Consider the following 17603-nt stretch of genomic DNA (forward strand, 5'->3'; position numbering starts at 1 on the left):
CTCGCAGGCTCCCCGTACCTTGATGTTTCGGAGGGCACGGCTTTCAGCCGTGCCGTTACTCGTCTACATTGAGTGGCGCATTAGCGCCGGCTTTCCCACGCAACGGGCTGAAGTTTCTTCGGGGTCCACTACGGCATGGCTGAAGCCATGCCCTCCCGATTTAAGTTGGAATCTGATTTAAGTGGGAATTCGGAGGATCAAATAGCCTCCGACAAAGGCGAAGACCAGGTCCGGTGACCATGCCGCAACTCCCGGTGGAAGCTGGCTCAGATTACCCATCGCTTCGAACAGGCCTGACACCGTCCAGTAGACGACTCCGATGCCAATCGCCGTGGCGACACCGGCAAGGGCGCCTCGCTTTCCCGCATTGAGCGCGAAGGGAATGGCGATCACGGCCATCACCAGTGTGATCAGAGGGTAGGCAAGTTTCTTCTGCAACTGTACGCGCAGGCGCACGACGTCAAAGCCGCTCTGTTCCAGGTCGTGGATGTAACGGCGCAATTCGTCATAACTCATTTCCGACGACTGCTTGATTTCCTTCTTGAAGTATCCCGGCGTTTCGGCAAACACCGGGAACGTCGCCACATCGAACTTGCGGTAGTCCTGAATACTCGACCCGTTGAGTGCGCGTTCCCATCCCTGTTCGTAGAGCCAGCGGGACATGCTCTCGGACCAGTGTGCCCGTTCTGCCGTCACGCGATGGGTGATCTGGAAAGTGTGCGGATCGAATTGAAAAACCGACAAACTGCCAAAGACGTCCCGATCAGGATCGAAGAACTGGTAGTAGTAAATCGTCGAGTTCTCGCCAAAGATCCACTTGCGATCGGGCCGCAAGTAAGTCTGGGCTGGTTTGCCTTTAATCAGGTTGCGAAGGGCGTCCTGGCGTTTGTTGGTGTAGGGAAGATAAATCTGATCGGAAAGAAAAAGAATTCCTGAGACCAGCGTGGCCGCAATCAGGACCGGAACAATGATTCGATACAGGCTGATGCCGGTGGCCTTGATCGCGGTGATCTCGTTCGAGCGCTGCAGCAGTCCGAAGGTGACCAGCACGGCGAGCAGCATGCACAACGGCGTCGTGTTGTAGAGGAAGTACGGCACGACATTCAGCAGGTACTCACCGACCGTCAAAGGAGAAACCTGGTTGCGGAGGATGTCTCCCAAAAGTTCAAACAGGGTGAACACGAGCAACAACATCATGAACGAAGAGACAATCAGTCCCAGATAGACTGCGAAATCCCGGAGCACGTAGTCGTCGAGGATCGTCGGAAAGTGCAGGTTGAACAATCGCCAGCGGCGTGACAGGCGATCGGCGGTACTTTCGTTCTGGATGGAGAGTGCAGGTCCCGCGCTCTGCCCGGAAGGTTTTCGCTTCCACATTTTGAACCAGGACCGGAAGACCGAAAGATCAATCGGGCGGCGCTCGGATCGCCAGAGCAGAAAGAGTCCAGTGACAAGGAAGACAATATCGGCCATCCATGCGCCGACGCCGGGAGGAACCCGCCCCTGCCGCGCCAGCGAAACTCCGATCAGCGAAATCGAATAGTAGGCAAATACCAGCAGGATCGTCAGAACAAAGCCGGTAGATTTTCCGCCGCGCTTGGATGAGAGTCCAAGTGGAATCCCAACCAGCGCCAGTACCAGGCACGCGGTGGGCAGTGAAAGCCGGCGATGATATTCGAGCAATGCCCAGCGTTGTGCCATCGGATCGGGACTGTGAGACTTCTCGAGCAATTCCGCGACTCCCATTTCGCCGAGCGTCGGCGGTTCGGGTGCTTGTCCATTCTGCGCGGCTGGAATCTGAATCGGGATGTCCGTGGTCGCGAACGTTGAGATCTGGTATTGGTCCGGATTTTTGGGATCAGTCTCGTGGGTCGAGCCGTCAACGAGATGCAGGTCGAGCGTGTCTGGCCCCTGGCTGGACAGAATCCCCTCACGCGCAAGCGTGATACGGGGCGCAGAGGGCTGACTTAAATCGGCAAGAAACACGCCCTTCCAGATGGCGGCACCCGAAGCGGCTTTGACATCCTGGACGTAGAGAACGTGCTTAGCGAATCCCTCATAGAAAACGCGTGGCTGAATTTCAAATGATGCTTGCGAGGTTTTGAGCTTGGCTTGCAAATCTCCCAACGCAGCGAGAGATCGAGGTGCCAGATAAACGCTGTTGCCAAGGGCCAGCATCCACGCGCCGATGACGAAGATCAGGATCACGCGCAGGAATGTCCACACGCCGATGCCGCTGGCGCGCATCGCGGTGATTTCGCTGTCTGCTGCCAGGCGGCTGAGTCCAATCAAGATGCCGACCAGCACTCCCATCGGAATGGTGTAGGTAAGGGCTACGGGAACGGTGAAGAAGAATACTTGGGCAACGCTGGGCAGCGGAGCACTGTTGCGGACTACGAGTTCGAGAATGCGTCCAAGGTCGCGCGTGAAAAGCACGAACGTAAAAACTGCCGCGCCGATCAGCGCGTGGGAGACGACTTCGCCCAGGATGTAGCGGGTAAGGATGCGCATCCGCAGTGTTGTGAACTCATTGCGAGTCTAGCATGCGGGAATGAAGGAGAAAGTGCCGTTTGCATTCCACGTGGGGTTCATCAGACAATGCCCGGTTGCGGTATGTGGCGAGGTTTGGCAGATTCGAGTTCAGGAGATGGGAATTGATGATTCGTCGCACAGTCGTATTAATTGCTAGCGGTTGCCTGGGGATGCTTTCGTGGGGACAATCCCCGTCCGACATGAAGCCGGTCACGGACAAGCTGGCGGCGTCGGTCTATACCGGTCCGTCCATGGCCACGCTGCGTGAGCTAACCGACACCTACGGAGGACGGCTGACCGGCTCCCCTGCCTATCAACGTTCCGCCGACTGGGCGGCTGCCAAGTTCCGCAGTTATGGGATCCAGAATGTTCAGCTCGAGCCATTCACCATACCGGCTGGATGGCAGCGCGGGACAGCCAGCGGCGCAATGATTTCCCCGATGTCGCGGCCGCTCTCGATTGCATCCCTAGGCTGGTCGCCCTCGACTCCCGCAGGCGGCGTGAAAGGAAACATCCTGGTCGTTTCTGATGTTTCTGCCGAGAAGCTTAAAGAAACCGAGCAATATCGTGGAAAGATACTGCTGATCGACACCAGTAAGATTTTCGCCGAGGGATACGCAAAAGCTCTGCCCAAACTCGACGCGGCATGGCCGATATTTCAAAAAGCTGGCGCGCTCGCGGTAATCACTACCGATCGCGAAAAGAACAACGTCCTGAATGCGCATGACATGACGTGGGGCGCAAAACTGCTTCCATTGCCAGGAGCGGAAATTGGAATGGAAGATGGAAAGTTGATCGAGAGGGAACTCGACCATGGCCCGGTCGTGCTTCAGTTCTCCCTCCAAAATGAAACTGCAGGCGAGACCAAAGTAAACAACGTCATTGCTGAGATTCGCGGGAGTGAGCGTCCCGATGAGTGGATCCTGATCGGCGCGCACCTCGACTCATGGGACTTCGGTACCGGCGCGCAAGACAACGGCGCCGGAACGGTCAGCGTCCTCGAAGTGGCTCGCGCGATGACGACCCTGGGCAAGGCTCCACGCCGCACTATTCGTTTCGCCCTATGGGGCGGTGAAGAACAAGGTCTGCTCGGCTCCTACGCGTATTCGATTGCCCACCAAAATGAGATGAGTCACTGCGTCGCACTGCTGAACACGGACAACGGTTCGGGACATCCCAAGGGCTGGAAGGTAGAAGGCCGGAAGGACTTGAAAGAAGCCATGCAGCCGTGGAGTGACGGACTGCTCAAGGACCTGAGTGGTGGGGAGCTCTCTCTGGAGACGACCTACGACACAGATCACGGTCCGTTCGTGCTGCAAGGGGTTCCGGCGCTTGATTTGTGGGTTGATATGGCTGGATATTTCCCGGTCCACCACAAATCCAGTGACACAATCGACAAAGTCGACGCGCTGGATTTCAAAGCGGGAGAAGCAATCGTCGCCGTGACGGCCTACGCGGTCGCGCAAAGTGACAAGCCGATCGCAGCCCACATCGACCATAAGGCGGTCGGCGACATTCTGAAAGATGCGAAGCTGGATGACCTTCTGACCTACGTGGGAATTTGGAAACCGTAGCCACTTGCAGCGCCGGCACGCTGCCGGCGCTACCACCTAGGACTTCTTCAGGAACAGCGCTCCCAGCGGCGGCAAAGTCAGGCGCAAAGAGTGTGGGCGACCGTGCGCGCTTTCGTTGAGCGCTTCGGTGCCTCCCATGTTTCCAATCCCGCTGCCACCGTATTCGCGGGCGTCGCTATTTAGGATTTCTTTCCAGTAGCCGCCCGACGGCACTCCGACTTTGTAGCCTACTCGTGGCACGGGTGTGAAGTTGCACGTGATCAACATGGCGTCGTCTTCAGACTTGCCCTTGCGCAGCAGGGAGATCACGCTGGCGGGCGCGTCATTGCAGTCCACCCATTCGAATCCCTGCGGATCGTTGTCGAAGTAGTGCAGGGCTCCTTCACTGCGGTAGGCGCGGTTCAGTTGCTCCATCCATGACTGCAGTCCGCGATGCAGCGGGCCTTCCAGCAGGTTCCAATCGAGGCTGCGATCATGCGACCACTCGCGATACTGGCCGAACTCACAGCCCATGAACATCAGTTTCTTGCCGGGCTGCGCGAACATGTATGCGAACAAGAGGCGGAGGTTGGCGAACTTTTGCCAGTCGTCGCCCGGCATTTTGTTGATCAATGAGCCTTTGCCGTGGACGACTTCGTCGTGACTCAGCGGAAGCACGAAGTTTTCGTGGAAGGAATACAGCATACGGAACGTGAGCGAGTTGTGATGGTACTGGCGGAAGATCGGATCATGCTGAAAGTAGTCGAGGGTGTCGTGCATCCAGCCCATATCCCACTTCAGGCCAAATCCCAGACCGCCCAGGTGAGTGGGGCGCGAGACCATCGGATACGACGTGGATTCTTCGGCGATGGTTTGAATTCCGGGCTGCTCTTTGTAGCTCTCGGAGTTGAATCGACGCAGGAAGTCGATCGCTTCCAGATTCTCACGTCCACCGTACTGGTTGGGAATCCACTCGCCTTCTTTGCGCGAGTAGTCCAGATACAACATGGACGCGACGGCATCAACGCGCAGGCCATCGATGTGGTATCGCTCCAGCCAGAACATCGCGCTCGACATGAGAAAGCTGCGGACTTCGGCGCGACCGTAGTTGAAGATCAGCGTTTTCCAGTCTGGATGAAAGCCCTGGCGCGAATCCGCATGCTCGTAGAGATGCGTGCCGTCAAAGTATGCGAGTCCGTGCGCGTCGGTGGGGAAGTGCGAGGGCACCCAGTCGAGGATGACGCCGATGTTGTGCTGGTGCAGGTAGTCCACCAGGTACATGAAATCCTGCGGTGTGCCGTAGCGCGCGGTGGGCGCGAAGTAGCCGGTGGTCTGGTATCCCCAGGACCCGTAGAACGGATGCTCCATGATGGGGAGAAATTCCACGTGCGTGAAGCCCAGGCGCCCGACGTATTCGGCGAGGCGGGGAGCGGCCTCGCGATAACTCAACGGGCGATCATGCTCTTCGGGCACGCGCATCCACGAACCCATGTGGATTTCATAAATGGACATCGGGCTGTGCAGCGAATTACGTTCCGCACGCTTGCCAAGCCAAGCCGAGTCGTTCCATCCATACTCGATATCCCACACCACCGACGCGGTGCGCGGCGGCTTTTCCATGAACAGCCCGAAGGGGTCGGCCTTGTCCACGCGGTGGCCATGTTGGTTCGACACAATGTGGAACTTGTAGCCCTCTCCCTTGCCGATGCCGGGCACGAAGCCTTCCCAGATGCCCGAGTTTTCACGGGGATGGAGCGGATGAGACGTGTGGTTCCAGCCATTGAAGCTGCCAATCACATTCACGCTGCGGGCATTCGGCGCCCAGACGCTGAACACTGTGCCCGACACGCCCTTCGACTCAACCACGTGAGCGCCCATTTTTTCATGCAGGCGATAGTGACTGCCTTCGTTGAAAAGATATAGGTCCTCGGCAGTCAACAGGGATACGTCGTAACGGACGGGATTGGCATCGGGGGGTGCGAGTTTCGGGCTCATGGTTGTCGAGGCGTCTAGTGTATTCGAATACTCATCAGGATATCGCGGACGGCTATGCCATACTGGAAAATTGCCGATAAGGTAGACAGACCCACGGTATGGCTCAAATTCGAGTTGTCGTTCTTTGGCACCAGCATCAGCCGTTCTATAAAGACCTGGTTACAGGGGAGTACCGCCTGCCCTGGACGCGCCTCCATGCCCTGAAAGACTACTACGGCATGGTCAAACTGCTGGACGAATTCCCGAACGTCCACCAGACGTTCAACCTCGTGCCTTCGCTGGTCACGCAAATACAAGACTACGCTTCGGGCAACGCGCAGGATCCTTTTTTGCAAGTGGCCTCCAAGCCGGCCAAGGATCTGTCCGCCGAAGAGCGGCGCTTCGCCCTGCAATACCTGTTTCAGGCGCATCCCGTGAATGTGATCGGGCGCTATCCGCGCTACCGCGAACTGTGGGAGAGGTTTCATAGCTCTGGAGATTCTCCGGAACGCGCAGAGAAGCATTTTCAGAACCAGGACTATACGGATCTCCAGGTTCTTTCGCAGATCGGCTGGTTCGACGAGTACTTTCTGCAGGAAAAAAACATCGCGGAACTGGTTCGCAAGGGACAGAACTACTCGCTGGAAGACCAGCGATTTGTCATCGAGACGGAACGGGAGCTGGTGAGGCGGGTGATCCCAGCCCACGCCGATGCAGCGAAGAAGGGCTCAATCGAGATTTCAACTTCGCCGTTCTACCATCCGATCTTGCCACTCGTGTGCGACACCCAAGCGGGCGCAGCGTCGTCGCCGGGGCTGCCGCTTCCGCAGAGTCGCTATCGACGTCCCGAAGACGCTCGCGAACAACTGCTGCGCGGCTTGGACTTTCAGGAAAAAGTCTTTGGCATGCGTCCGACCGGAGTGTGGCCGTCGGAGGGCAGTGTTTCCGAGGAAGTGCTCGCGATTGCTCATCGCCTGGGCATTCAGTGGATGGCGACTGACGAAGGCGTGCTGGGTCGCACTTTGGGATTTCACTTTTCGCGCGACGGCTACGGGCATCTGCATTCCGACCAGGCCCATCGCCTCTACACGATTCATCGTTACGAGAACGCCGACGCTCGCATGAACATGATCTTCCGGGACCACACCCTGTCGGATCTGGTTGGGTTCGTGTATTCCGGAATGCCGCCGCAAGAGGCCGCCAATAATCTCATCCAAAAGATTAGGGAATGTGCGCAACCGCTTCTCTCGCATGGTCAAGACGCCATGATTCCGATCATCCTGGATGGCGAGAACGCATGGGAATATTACCCGCAGTCCGGGCGCGAATTCTTACGCCGCTTTTATGACGGTCTGGCGAAAGATCCGGGGATTGAAGCGGTGACGGTGACTGAGGCGATTGCTCGTCATCAGAGCTTTGGTTATCTGAATTCGCTGGTGCCGGGATCGTGGATCAACGCCAACTTCAACGTCTGGATTGGTGCGCCGGAGGACAACAAGGCTTGGGACTACCTCCATCGCGCACGAGAGTTTTATGCGGAGAGAGCGGCGAGCGCGAGCGAAGAACAGCGGAAGCTGGCCTTCGAAGAAATCCTGATTGCCGAGGGCAGTGATTGGAATTGGTGGTACGGCCCCGAACATCACTCTGCCAACGATCGCGATTTCGACGAGCTTTATCGCAAGCATTTGTCCAACGTTTACCAGGCGCTTGGAGGCACTCCGCCGGATTACCTGGCGCAACCGATCGCGGGCGCGGTGGCTCGCCCTTCATTCACTCCACAAAGCGCCTATATCCATCCGCGCGTCACGGGCGACATGGTTCGCTACTTTGAGTGGATGGGAGCTGCTCGCTACACGGCCGACCGGCGATCAGGCTCCATGCATGGCAAACAGTTCCTTCTGGACGCGGTACACGCTGGCATTGACGAAAAGTTCGTCTATGGCCGGTTGGATTTTGTTGGAAAGGTCCCGGAAGATGATTTTCAGGTCGTCGTCAACCTCGAGTCATGGGTGAACCACGGATCACCAGCTCGCCGTGAACTGCGCCTCGAAGCAGAAGTTCAGAAAGGCCGCATGATCTCGTGGAAGGTTACCGGCCAGGAGACGGACAAAGTATTGGCATCGTCCAGCGAACCCGGAGAGGTACGCGTCGCGCTGGCGCGCAATTTTGAATTTGGCCTGCCTCTCGCAGCGTTGCAGGCGGCGCCGCTGGAATTGCACCAGATACGAAATCCGTACAACTCGGAACTCGCGCTTCGCGTGCGCATGCGATTCAGTCTCTGGTCCAACCGTTTGCCGGTGGACGCATTGCCTGTAGAAGGATGGATCGATCTGGAATTACTGCGAGAAGAGGACCTGGTGGGGCAGTGAAAGAAAGTGATTAGTGGATAGTGATTGGTGGTTAGTAAAATTCCTGAGAACTATTCACTAACCACTATCCACTGGTTTTCATTGTCCGCTCGGATTCATCACCATCGGGCGATTCAGTTCCATTACCAGTTCGGTGCCCGCCGGAAGTGTTGCAGAGCGGTGTTTGGAGAGCCAGTGGGTTACGGTTGCTCCGGCGCCGATCGCGCCGCCGATCAGCAATCCTTTGCCGCCACCTGCGAGGCCGCCGATCAACATGCCAGCGCCTGTGCCCATACCGACTTCCGTCAAGTCCTTACCGTCATGGCCAGCGCCTTTGAATTGCCCTTCGTTATTGACATCGGTGCCGCGACGCATGCTGGTATCGACCAAGGTCGCGTTGAGCATGAAGCGATCCCCATTGGGTAGGACTAGATTCTCAGGGAAGAGCGCAATGGTCGGCTTGCCCGCGACGCGGCGAGGTTCGCTGGTCTGGGTGACGCGTCCCTGCACGGTCGTGCCGATCGGAATCACGGTCTTGCCATCGACGACGACAGGTTCCGTCAGGCGCGCCTGAAACGGGTCGCCGGCGTGGTTGCTGAAACTGGCAAGCGTGGTCTCAAGCTTCATCTTGAGTGCGGTGCCGGTAGGCAGGGAAGTTTGCGCGTAAGCCGCGCTCGTCAACAAAACCAAAGTCGTAATTCCAAGAAATCTCTTCACAGAACCTCCTCAATACTTTTGTTACGCCGGCGTCCGCCGGCAACGATGGGACTTTCCAATACGCTGCATTGACTGTAAGCCACGTGAATTGCGGGAACAACGGTGGAAAGGGCAAGAGAACCATCGAAGGCAACGGCTGTCCGTTATAATTTCCAGTCCCAACCTTTCGAAGAAAATATTTCAGACCATAAAGGAAGCAATCATGCCTGTTACCAGCATTACCGAAATTCGCGGACGCCAGGTGCTCGACTCGCGTGGCAATCCGACGGTGGAAGCGGAAGTCCTACTTGCGGGTGGAGCCAGGGCGCACGCGATCGTACCGAGCGGCGCCTCGACCGGAGAGCACGAAGCCGTCGAACTGAGGGACGGCGACGAGAAGCGTTACAAGGGCAAAGGCGTTTTGAAGGCGGTGGGAAATGTGAATGGCGAGATCGCAAAAGCCCTCCACGGCATGGACGCTGCCGACCAGCGAGCCCTTGATGCCAAAATGATCAAGCTTGATGGCACAGCCAACAAGGGCCGGTTGGGCGCGAATGCCATCCTCGCCGTTTCGATGGCCGCCGCCCGGGCCTCGGCAAATGCGTTTCAGCAGCCTCTTTATCGCTATCTCGGCGGAGCCGGTGCGAACACGCTGCCGACTCCCATGATGAACATCCTGAACGGTGGCGCTCACGCCGACAACAACGTCGACTTCCAGGAGTTCATGGTGATGCCGGTCGGCGCGCCGTCTTTTTCCGAAGCACTGCGCTGGGGAGTGGAAGTATTCCACACGCTCAAGGGCGTCCTGAAGAAACGCGGCTATAACACTTCGGTCGGCGATGAAGGCGGATTTGCGCCGTCGGTGAAATCGAACGTGGAAGCGATCGAAGTGGTGCTGGAAGCGATTCAGCAAGCGGGATACAAGCCCGGCAAAGATATTTCGGTGGCGCTTGATCCGGCGGTGAGCGAGTTGTATCAGGATGGTAAATACGTATTCAAGAAATCCGACAAGTCGGCCAAGACTTCCGCAGAGATGGCAAAGTATTGGGCGAAGTGGGTGCAGGACTACCCGATTGTGTCGATCGAAGACGGACTGGCAGAAGATGACTGGGACGGCTGGGCATTGCTGACCAGAGAAGTCGGCAGCAAGATTCAGCTCGTAGGCGATGACCTGTTCGTTACGAACGTCGAGCGCCTCCAGCTAGGCATCGACAAAGGCGTAGCGAATTCGATCCTGATCAAAGTCAATCAGATTGGATCCGTCAGCGAGACCCTCGATGCCATCGACCTCGCCCGTCGTAACGGATACACCAGCGTGATCTCGCATCGCTCCGGCGAGAGTGAAGACACATTCATCGCCGATCTCGCCGTCGCTACCGGCGCGGGACAAATCAAGACCGGCTCGGCATCGCGTACCGATCGCGTCGCAAAGTACAACCAGTTGCTTCGCATTGAAGAAGAATTGGGTAGCGCGGCCAGGTTCCTGGGACTGAAGGCATTGAACTACAAGGGATAAAAGTTATTGAGGAGGATTCTATGAGGCGTTCTCTCGTGATCGCGTGTTTACTCGCGCTATCGACGTGTTCGTTGTGGAGCCAGCAATCTGCAACTGCTGCCAATCAACCACCCTCAAGCGAGCAGGTCATGAAGTTCTTTGACATCATGCACCTTCGAGAGCAAATGCAGACCATGCTGCAAACCGAGCAAAAGCAAGTCAACATCATGGTCGGGGACATGTTCAGCAAGCGGATGCCGGACGCCACTCCCGAACAGCGGAAGCAATTCGAGAGCCTGATGAGTGATATGGCGAATGATCTTTTTAAGAACTATCCAATCGACGACTTGCTCCGTGACATGGTCCCCGTGTACCAGAATCATCTGAGTGAGGCGGATTTGGCGGCCATCGTCGATTTCTATTCGTCCCCGGTCGGCAAAAAGGTATTGAAGGAGATGCCTGCGATGACGGCGGAGGCGATGCGAATTTCCTATGCCCGCATGCAGCCGAAGATTGAGGATGCGCTGAAAAAGATGGAGTCGCGTGTGGATGCGATGGCGAACGACGAGAAAAAGAGCGGCACAGACTCGAAGCCTGCGGACCCCAAGAAATAGGGAACCCGGCGGTACTTGGCTGAAACGGCGAACCGATCTGATCTCACATTTTTTCCGCAAACGTACTTTCCTTATTTCTGTTGCCTGACTTAATCGGCGCACCGATGTGGCGCCGTCCGGAATGGCTGGTGGTCGAAGCCAGAAGCGAATAGCTAGGAGCTGATATTGCCTCATCCGAAACCTCTCGTTCTTATCATCCTCGATGGCTGGGGATACCGCGCTGAAACCAAGGCCAATGCGATCGCGCTTGCGCGCAAGCCGGTTTACGACCGGATGCTGCGTGAGTATCCGAACACGCTCATTCACACCAGTGGTCCGTTTGTCGGTCTGCCCGAAGGACAGATGGGCAATAGCGAAGTCGGGCATCTCAATATTGGCGCTGGGCGCATCGTGCACATGGATATCACGCGCATCGAGGTGATGATCCAGAATGGCGACTTCTTCTCGCATCCGGTGCTGCTCGACGCGATGAAGCATGCGCGCACGGGCGGCCGAAAGCTGCACTTGTTCGGACTCCTATCCGACGGTGGCGTCCATTCCCAGCAGACGCACCTCTACGCGCTCCTCAAGATGGCGAAACAGAATGGAGTGGATCGCGTCTTCGTGCATGCCTTTATGGACGGACGCGATACTCTGCCGACGAATGGCGCGGGCTATATCCAGCAATTGCAGCAGAAGATGCGCGAGTACAACTCCGGCAAGATTGCCACCGTGAATGGACGCTACTACGCGATGGACCGCGACCGGCGCTGGGAGCGCATTGCGAAGGCTTATAACGCGATGGTTTTCGGTCAGGGCGAGGGCGGCACCTACGTCGATCCTGTGCAGGGCGTGAAAGACTTCTACGGGAAAGGTGTGACGGACGAATTCATCGTGCCGTTCGTGTGCGTGGACAATCGCGGCGAGCCCCTGGCGAAGATCGCCGACGATGACGCCTGCATCTGTTTCAACTACCGCGCCGACCGCGTTCGCGAAATTACCCGCGCCCTTTGCCGCACCAGTGGATTGAATTCGCAGGCGGGCGGTGATCTGCCCGGCGCGGCTGATCTCAATACTGAACTTCCTGCCGAGCGTGGGCCAAAGAATCTGAAATACGTCTGCATGACGCAGTACGACCAGCACTTCAGCCTGCCGATGGTGATAACCCCCGAGTCGATGGCCAACATCCTGGCCAACGTGATGGGCGGACTCAATATGCGCAACCTGCGCGTCGCCGAGACGGAGAAGTATGCGCATGTCACATACTTCTTCAACGGTGGCGTGGAGCAACCGTTTCCTGGGGAAGAGCGCATCGTGGTGCCATCTCAAAAAGTGGCGACCTATGACTTGAAGCCGGAAATGAGCGCGGCAGGAATTGCCGACACTGTGGTGAAAGCCGCCAATGACGGCACGTTTGACGTCATGATCGTGAATTTTGCCAATGCCGATATGGTCGGTCACTCAGGAAAGATCGAACCGACCGTAAAGGCCGTGGAGACGGTCGATGCCTGCCTCGGCCAAATTGAAAAAGCGGTCCGCGCACGAGGCGGCGCGATGCTGATCACCGCCGACCATGGCAACGCCGAGATGATGATCGATCCGGCAACCGGCGGTCCGCATACGGCGCACACGACGAATCCCGTGCCGTTTATCGTGGCAGCCGCCGATGCATCGCGGTACACCCTGAAACCGAACGGATCATTGCGCGATATTTCGCCGACAATCCTTGGGATGCTCGGCGTCGACGAGCCGAAAGAGATGACTGGAGCCGACTTGCGTGTCCTACGAAAATAATGGACCGCCGAGACGCAGAGTGCGCCGAGGCAGGACGGCGTTGAAAAAATTGCCATCCTGAGCGAAGCGAAGGACCTGCTGTTTGTAGCTCCACAACTCTTTGGCGTCTCTGCCTGGTAAGCTGTTGTGCGCATGAAGCTGCTGATCTTCGTCCATCATCCATTTAACCTGTGGAATGCTCCTGGCTGGTTCGCGGAGAGACTGCGAACTGACTTTCCTTCGCTTGATATTGTCCACCTTTCCGACTACAAGCGCGTGGATGCCGAGATCGTGGACGCCGAGATTACCGTCACATGGTCTGTCCGGCCGGAGCAGATCAAGTCCGCGAAGAAGCTGCGCTGGATTCACTCTCCCGCTGCAGCGGTTCATCAACTTATCTTCCCGGAGTTGGTGGAGAGTGACATCGTCCTCACCAATGCACGGGAGGTGCACGGGCCAGTCGTTGCGGAGCATGTGATCGCGCAAATCTTTGCGTTGGCGAAGAAAATTCCCGACGCAGTGCGACTGCAGGCAAAGGGTGAGTGGGGTCAGCAACGCATGTGGGAGGAACTTCCACGCGTACGCGAAGTTGCGGGCGCGACCGTTGGATTGGTGGGCTTGGGTAGTATCGGCCGCGCGGTTGCCAAAAGTGCGAAGGCGTTGGGAATGCGCGTGATTGCCGTGCGGGAACATCCCGAGAAGGGAAGCGAGGGCGCGGATGCGGTCTTCGGACCGGACCAAATTGATGAGATTTTCCGTCAGGGAGACTACGTCGTGCTGGCGGCCCCGGTGACTGGTCAAACGAAGAGCCTGGCAAACGCAGAACGCCTCGCGTTGATGAAGACTGACGCGTGCCTGATCAATGTTGCTCGCGGTCAGTTGATTGACGAATCTGCACTCGCCTCGGCGTTGAGTGAGAAGAGAATCGGGGGCGCGGCCTTGGATGTTTTTCCAAAAGAGCCATTGACGGCCGACTCGCCTCTTTGGGATATCCCAACCCTCCTGATCACACCGCACACGGCAGCGCTAACCGACAAGCTGTGGGAGAGGCACTATGCGTTGTTCGCGGAAAACCTGAGGCGCTATGTCGGTGGCAAGGAATTGCGTGGGGTAGTAGATAAGAAGCGCGGTTACTAATGTAGCGATAGTTGCACGACACCCGGCGGATCTGCCCTAGCGCGTATCGATCCCGAATCCCAAAATAGCCGTTACCTCGACGGGCTCATTTCCCCGAAATGCGGGACGAAATTTCCAGTTCGGTAGCGTTGCCAGAATCTTCGAAGTTGTTTCCGCCGCACCCGGTTCGAGTACTTTCATATCCTTCAGAACACCGGAACGGTCGAGGACACACGCAATCACGACGCGCGTCGGTCGCAGGCCGGCAGGGAGATCCTTGCGGATGGGTTCTGGTTCGGTGAGAGGAACTCCTGCGGGATGCGATCCAGAGCTTGCGTCGGCATATTGCATGACCGCCATGCCGAGAGAGGTCTCGATATAGATCGAATAGTTGTCACCTTTCAGCAAGCCGTAGTAGTTAAACACGCCACCGGATCGTGACGTGGCCTGGATCGTATATCCCGAGCGCTTGTGATCGTTGGCCGACGACCGTCCCGGCCCAGAGCCAGCAGTTCCACCGGCGGGTCCGAAGCTGGGAAGAGTGATGCTGTTGCCGCCTTGCACGGACACGCCGGGCATCGCAGGTGCACCGTTGGTACCTTGTCCCGTGCCGCCGGTGCCTGGATAAGGGGAAATTCCCGAGCGCGCGTTGGGGTCGGAACCTGGGCCCGTCCCCTCTTTGCCGGCGCCAGAGTTCTCTCCTTGCAGGCCGCTTCCGGGCCCTGTGCCTTTTCCGAGGCCCGCTCCTCCGCCATTGCCACCGAGCCCTGTCTTTGCCGCGCCGCTTGGAGACATTGCGATCGCGCCGCTACTGGCATTCGGCAGTCCGACTTTGGATCCCGGTTGGTTGGACACCACAACACCTGAGCCTGCCGCACTGCCGTTAGCTCCGGGTGGAGTTACAGCTGTGCCAGGATCGAGGGGACTGCCGGTACCTGCTCCTTTGTTGCCGCGTCCACTTCCGGAAAGGGCATTGCCTCCTCCCAGGCTGGGTGGAGGCGGCACGACTTCGGTTGATCCGAGTAAGGATCCTCCGGAACGGCTGCCAGCCGTGCCTTTCAAGCCTCCGCCATCAGGGCTCACAGGAGGTGGGACAACTTGTGTCGTGATGCTGCCCGCTCCGGTACGCGACAGCGATCCTCCACCTGACATGCTGGGTGGTGGAGGCACCGGAGAGGGATGCACGTCTCCCGTCAATGAACCGCCCCAACTATTGAAATCACGACTGACCTGCGATGGCGGTGGAGCGACCACCACCGGTGCCGGGAGCGCAAGTTTTGGAGTGTCGGAACGGTCGCGCTGGGGCGATGCGACGGGCGGTGCAATCACGTTGGCGGTTTGCGTCAGAGACGAACGCGAGCTCGCCAGATCACGCTGCGCGTCGTTGGTGTTGGGTGTGGGCGCGATGACCGAGGGCGTGATCGACGTTGCTCCGCGCATTCGGTCGCGCTTTACGTCCGGCGCAGGAGCGATCACCGGTGCGTTCACCGTGGGTAAGGAGCGCGTGTTCGTGTGCGAAACTTCCGGCGCGGGCGCGATTACGTTAGCCATCAGGCTGTCCGGCTTGCGCGTCAAAGTGGAGTTTAGTTCCGGCGTGGGAGGCACCACACTCGGTGTCGGCAACGCCGGTGCGGCGAACGACGAGCGCAGGCCTTCGGTCGGAGGTGGTCCTGGTACGGGCTTGATCGCGAGCAGGTTGGCCACAGATGCGTCCGAGCGCGGCAGGTTCAGCTTCGGAGCATCGACCACTTTTTCAGTGGGTGTGCTGCCACGAGCGACCCGGATGGTTTGCGTGCGATGGTGAGATTCCCGGCCTCCCGCGCGTCCTGATTTGCCGGCTTGCGCCCCGCCGGCGTCTTCGGTCTTGGGAAGTTCGTCGCCCGTGTAATAGATGATGTCCCATTTTTGAACGGGTGGAGGCGTGTAGGGCTGCAGACTTGCAATTCGGGCGGGAATTACGATCAATAGAAATACCAGCAATACTTCGAGCGACCACGTGAGCAGCATCCCTCGGTACGGAAACATGCCGATGGGAGCTTCTCCGGCAAGGTGCTTGGGGGACTTGCTGAGAGCGGGACCGAGAGCAGTCTTGAATTCCTGCCAGGGCGAGGACCATTCCACCAGCAATTTGGGCGGTTCAGGCCATGGCTGCTGGTCAACATTCTGCGGGATGGTTTCGACTGTACTCATGCAGCTTCGGTATCGAGCGGACGCTCCATCAGGATATCGACTTGGTCGCCCAAAAGGGTGCCAGAATTGCGAATTGTGCCAGTCGGAAGTTCCAGCACTGACGCCGCCAGGACGCGAATTGCCGCCATCCGCCATGGCTTGAGCGACTCTTCCATGTGGATGACGATCCTTTCGTGGTCCAGATAGAGCACATCAATGGGGAAGCGCATGGCAAATGTGTGGACGCCATGGCACGGCGTAATCCACAAGCCCTGGCCGGGGCGGAAACGTGAGGCGTCAGTTGCCATCAGGCCGCGAAAACGGGTCCAGTGGGTTCGCGCGACCAGTAATTCGGTCGCGAGATAAGTACTGCGTGTACGGTTGAAAGCGTATCCCGAAGGCCCGTGGGCGGGCATGACCACTCCTCAACTTCGAACCGGATTCACTACTTCCCGCCGGAAATGGGACCGAGTAAGTGTATCAACTGAATAACAGCCGGCCCCACGGTGACGAAAATCAGGGAGGGCAGCACAAACAGGACCAGGGGAATGATCATTTTAACAGTGGTCTTGGCAGCCTGTTCTTCGGCTCGCTGACGGCGCTCGGTCCGCAGCGAATCGGAATGGACCCGCAGCGCCTGGGCGACGCTGGTTCCGAATCGATCCGTCTGAATCAAGGTACCCACCAAACCGCGGACATCGTCCACTCCCGTGCGAGCGGCGAGGTTTCTGAGCGCTTCGGCACGTGGCTTACCAGCACGGGTCTCTAGGTTGAAGAGATGAAATTCGGAGCTGAGTTCGGGGTGCGCGTGCTGCAGGTCATCGCCAACGCGCAACATGGCCTGGTCGAGGGCGAGTCCAGCCTCCACGCAGATCACGGTCAAGTCGAGCGCATCGGGTAGTCCCAGTCGAATTCGGCGCTGCCGTTCTCTCAGGGCCCGTTTCAAGTAGAAACGCGGCAGGAAAAAGCCGAACGCTGGAATTCCAACCAGCAAGAGCAACGAATCAACCCCAGAGAATACAAGCACGCCCGCCAGACCAAGAATCGCAAACAGAATTCTTGCCCCGAAGTAAAAACGGACATGACGGGCATCGCGATATCCGGCTTGAATCAACCAGGCTTGCGTTTGGGAAACGTCGGTAGGAGTAACCGGAAGCGCGCGACTGATCGGATCAAGCGCCTGCTGAATCCGTTCCCGTATGGCAGGCTTCTCTTCTTTTTTTGGCCGCTGCCATCCGATTTCACGAAGACGTGAACCCAGCACCGACGACGGCGCCATGGTCGCAGCGCCGAAAGCGAACACCACCACTACGATGGTGAAAAAAATCAGAATGGAGAGGGCCCAAATCATGAA

The 17603-nt window shown here is 57.8% G+C and carries 12 protein-coding genes; 6 read left to right on the forward strand and 6 right to left on the reverse strand.

Going from position 1 to position 17603, the window contains the following annotated elements:
* Window positions 1–177: 177 nt before the first annotated feature.
* The gene (locus HY010_16055) at window positions 178–2511 is read right to left on the reverse strand and encodes an LptF/LptG family permease (protein ID MBI3477246.1); all 2334 of its coding nucleotides are present in this window, start codon (window positions 2509–2511) and stop codon (window positions 178–180) included.
* 146 nt (window positions 2512–2657) lie between these two features.
* Here HY010_16055 and HY010_16060 point away from each other — a divergent pair, with 146 nt between their 5' ends.
* A complete protein-coding gene (locus tag HY010_16060) occupies window positions 2658–4106 on the forward strand; it encodes a M20/M25/M40 family metallo-hydrolase (GenBank protein MBI3477247.1) in 1449 nt (482 codons plus the stop codon).
* A gap of 36 nt (window positions 4107–4142) precedes the next feature.
* Here HY010_16060 and glgB read toward each other — a convergent pair whose 3' ends face one another.
* Window positions 4143–6080: a 1,4-alpha-glucan branching protein GlgB gene (gene glgB / locus HY010_16065; GenBank protein ID MBI3477248.1), complete on the reverse strand. Its 1938-nt coding sequence runs from the start codon at window positions 6078–6080 to the stop codon at window positions 4143–4145.
* Window positions 6081–6178: 98 nt separating this feature from the next.
* Between glgB and HY010_16070 the strand changes: the two genes are divergently transcribed.
* A complete protein-coding gene (locus tag HY010_16070; GenBank protein ID MBI3477249.1) occupies window positions 6179–8428 on the forward strand; it encodes a glycoside hydrolase in 2250 nt (749 codons plus the stop codon).
* Between the two features lie 78 nt (window positions 8429–8506).
* On the opposite strand, the gene HY010_16075 is transcribed toward HY010_16070, so the two are convergent.
* Window positions 8507–9124 carry a hypothetical protein gene (locus tag HY010_16075; GenBank protein ID MBI3477250.1) on the reverse strand — a complete coding sequence of 206 codons (618 nt, stop codon included), beginning with the start codon at window positions 9122–9124 and terminating at the stop codon, window positions 8507–8509.
* A 202-nt stretch (window positions 9125–9326) separates the two neighbouring features.
* Here HY010_16075 and eno point away from each other — a divergent pair, with 202 nt between their 5' ends.
* The 4 genes from eno to HY010_16095 all read left to right on the forward strand — a co-directional run bounded on the left by eno (window position 9327) and on the right by HY010_16095 (window position 14101).
* Window positions 9327–10619, forward strand: coding sequence for a phosphopyruvate hydratase (gene eno, locus HY010_16080; GenBank protein MBI3477251.1), 1293 nt, complete (start codon window positions 9327–9329; stop codon window positions 10617–10619).
* A 20-nt stretch (window positions 10620–10639) separates the two neighbouring features.
* Window positions 10640–11212: a DUF2059 domain-containing protein gene (locus tag HY010_16085; GenBank protein ID MBI3477252.1), complete on the forward strand. Its 573-nt coding sequence runs from the start codon at window positions 10640–10642 to the stop codon at window positions 11210–11212.
* Between the two features lie 165 nt (window positions 11213–11377).
* Entirely contained in the window at window positions 11378–12985 is a 1608-nt protein-coding gene (locus HY010_16090) for a 2,3-bisphosphoglycerate-independent phosphoglycerate mutase (protein ID MBI3477253.1), read from the forward strand.
* 132 nt (window positions 12986–13117) lie between these two features.
* The gene (locus HY010_16095) at window positions 13118–14101 is read left to right on the forward strand and encodes a D-2-hydroxyacid dehydrogenase (protein ID MBI3477254.1); all 984 of its coding nucleotides are present in this window, start codon (window positions 13118–13120) and stop codon (window positions 14099–14101) included.
* Window positions 14102–14137: 36 nt separating this feature from the next.
* Here the strand turns inward: HY010_16095 and HY010_16100 are convergent, their stop codons facing one another.
* The 3 genes from HY010_16100 to HY010_16110 are packed head-to-tail and all read right to left on the reverse strand — an operon-like array spanning window position 14138 to window position 17600.
* Window positions 14138–16270 carry a hypothetical protein gene (locus HY010_16100; GenBank protein ID MBI3477255.1) on the reverse strand — a complete coding sequence of 711 codons (2133 nt, stop codon included), beginning with the start codon at window positions 16268–16270 and terminating at the stop codon, window positions 14138–14140.
* A complete protein-coding gene (locus tag HY010_16105) occupies window positions 16267–16665 on the reverse strand; it encodes a DUF192 domain-containing protein (protein ID MBI3477256.1) in 399 nt (132 codons plus the stop codon). Before HY010_16105 ends, HY010_16100 begins: the two co-directional genes overlap by 4 nt.
* A gap of 29 nt (window positions 16666–16694) precedes the next feature.
* On the reverse strand, window positions 16695–17600 hold the full coding sequence (locus HY010_16110) for a type II secretion system F family protein (protein MBI3477257.1): 906 nt from the start codon (window positions 17598–17600) through the stop codon (window positions 16695–16697).
* Between the last annotated feature and the right edge of the window lie 3 nt (window positions 17601–17603).

The organism is Acidobacteriota bacterium (assembly GCA_016196065.1).
Lineage (GTDB): Bacteria > Acidobacteriota > Terriglobia > Terriglobales > Acidobacteriaceae > Acidiflorens.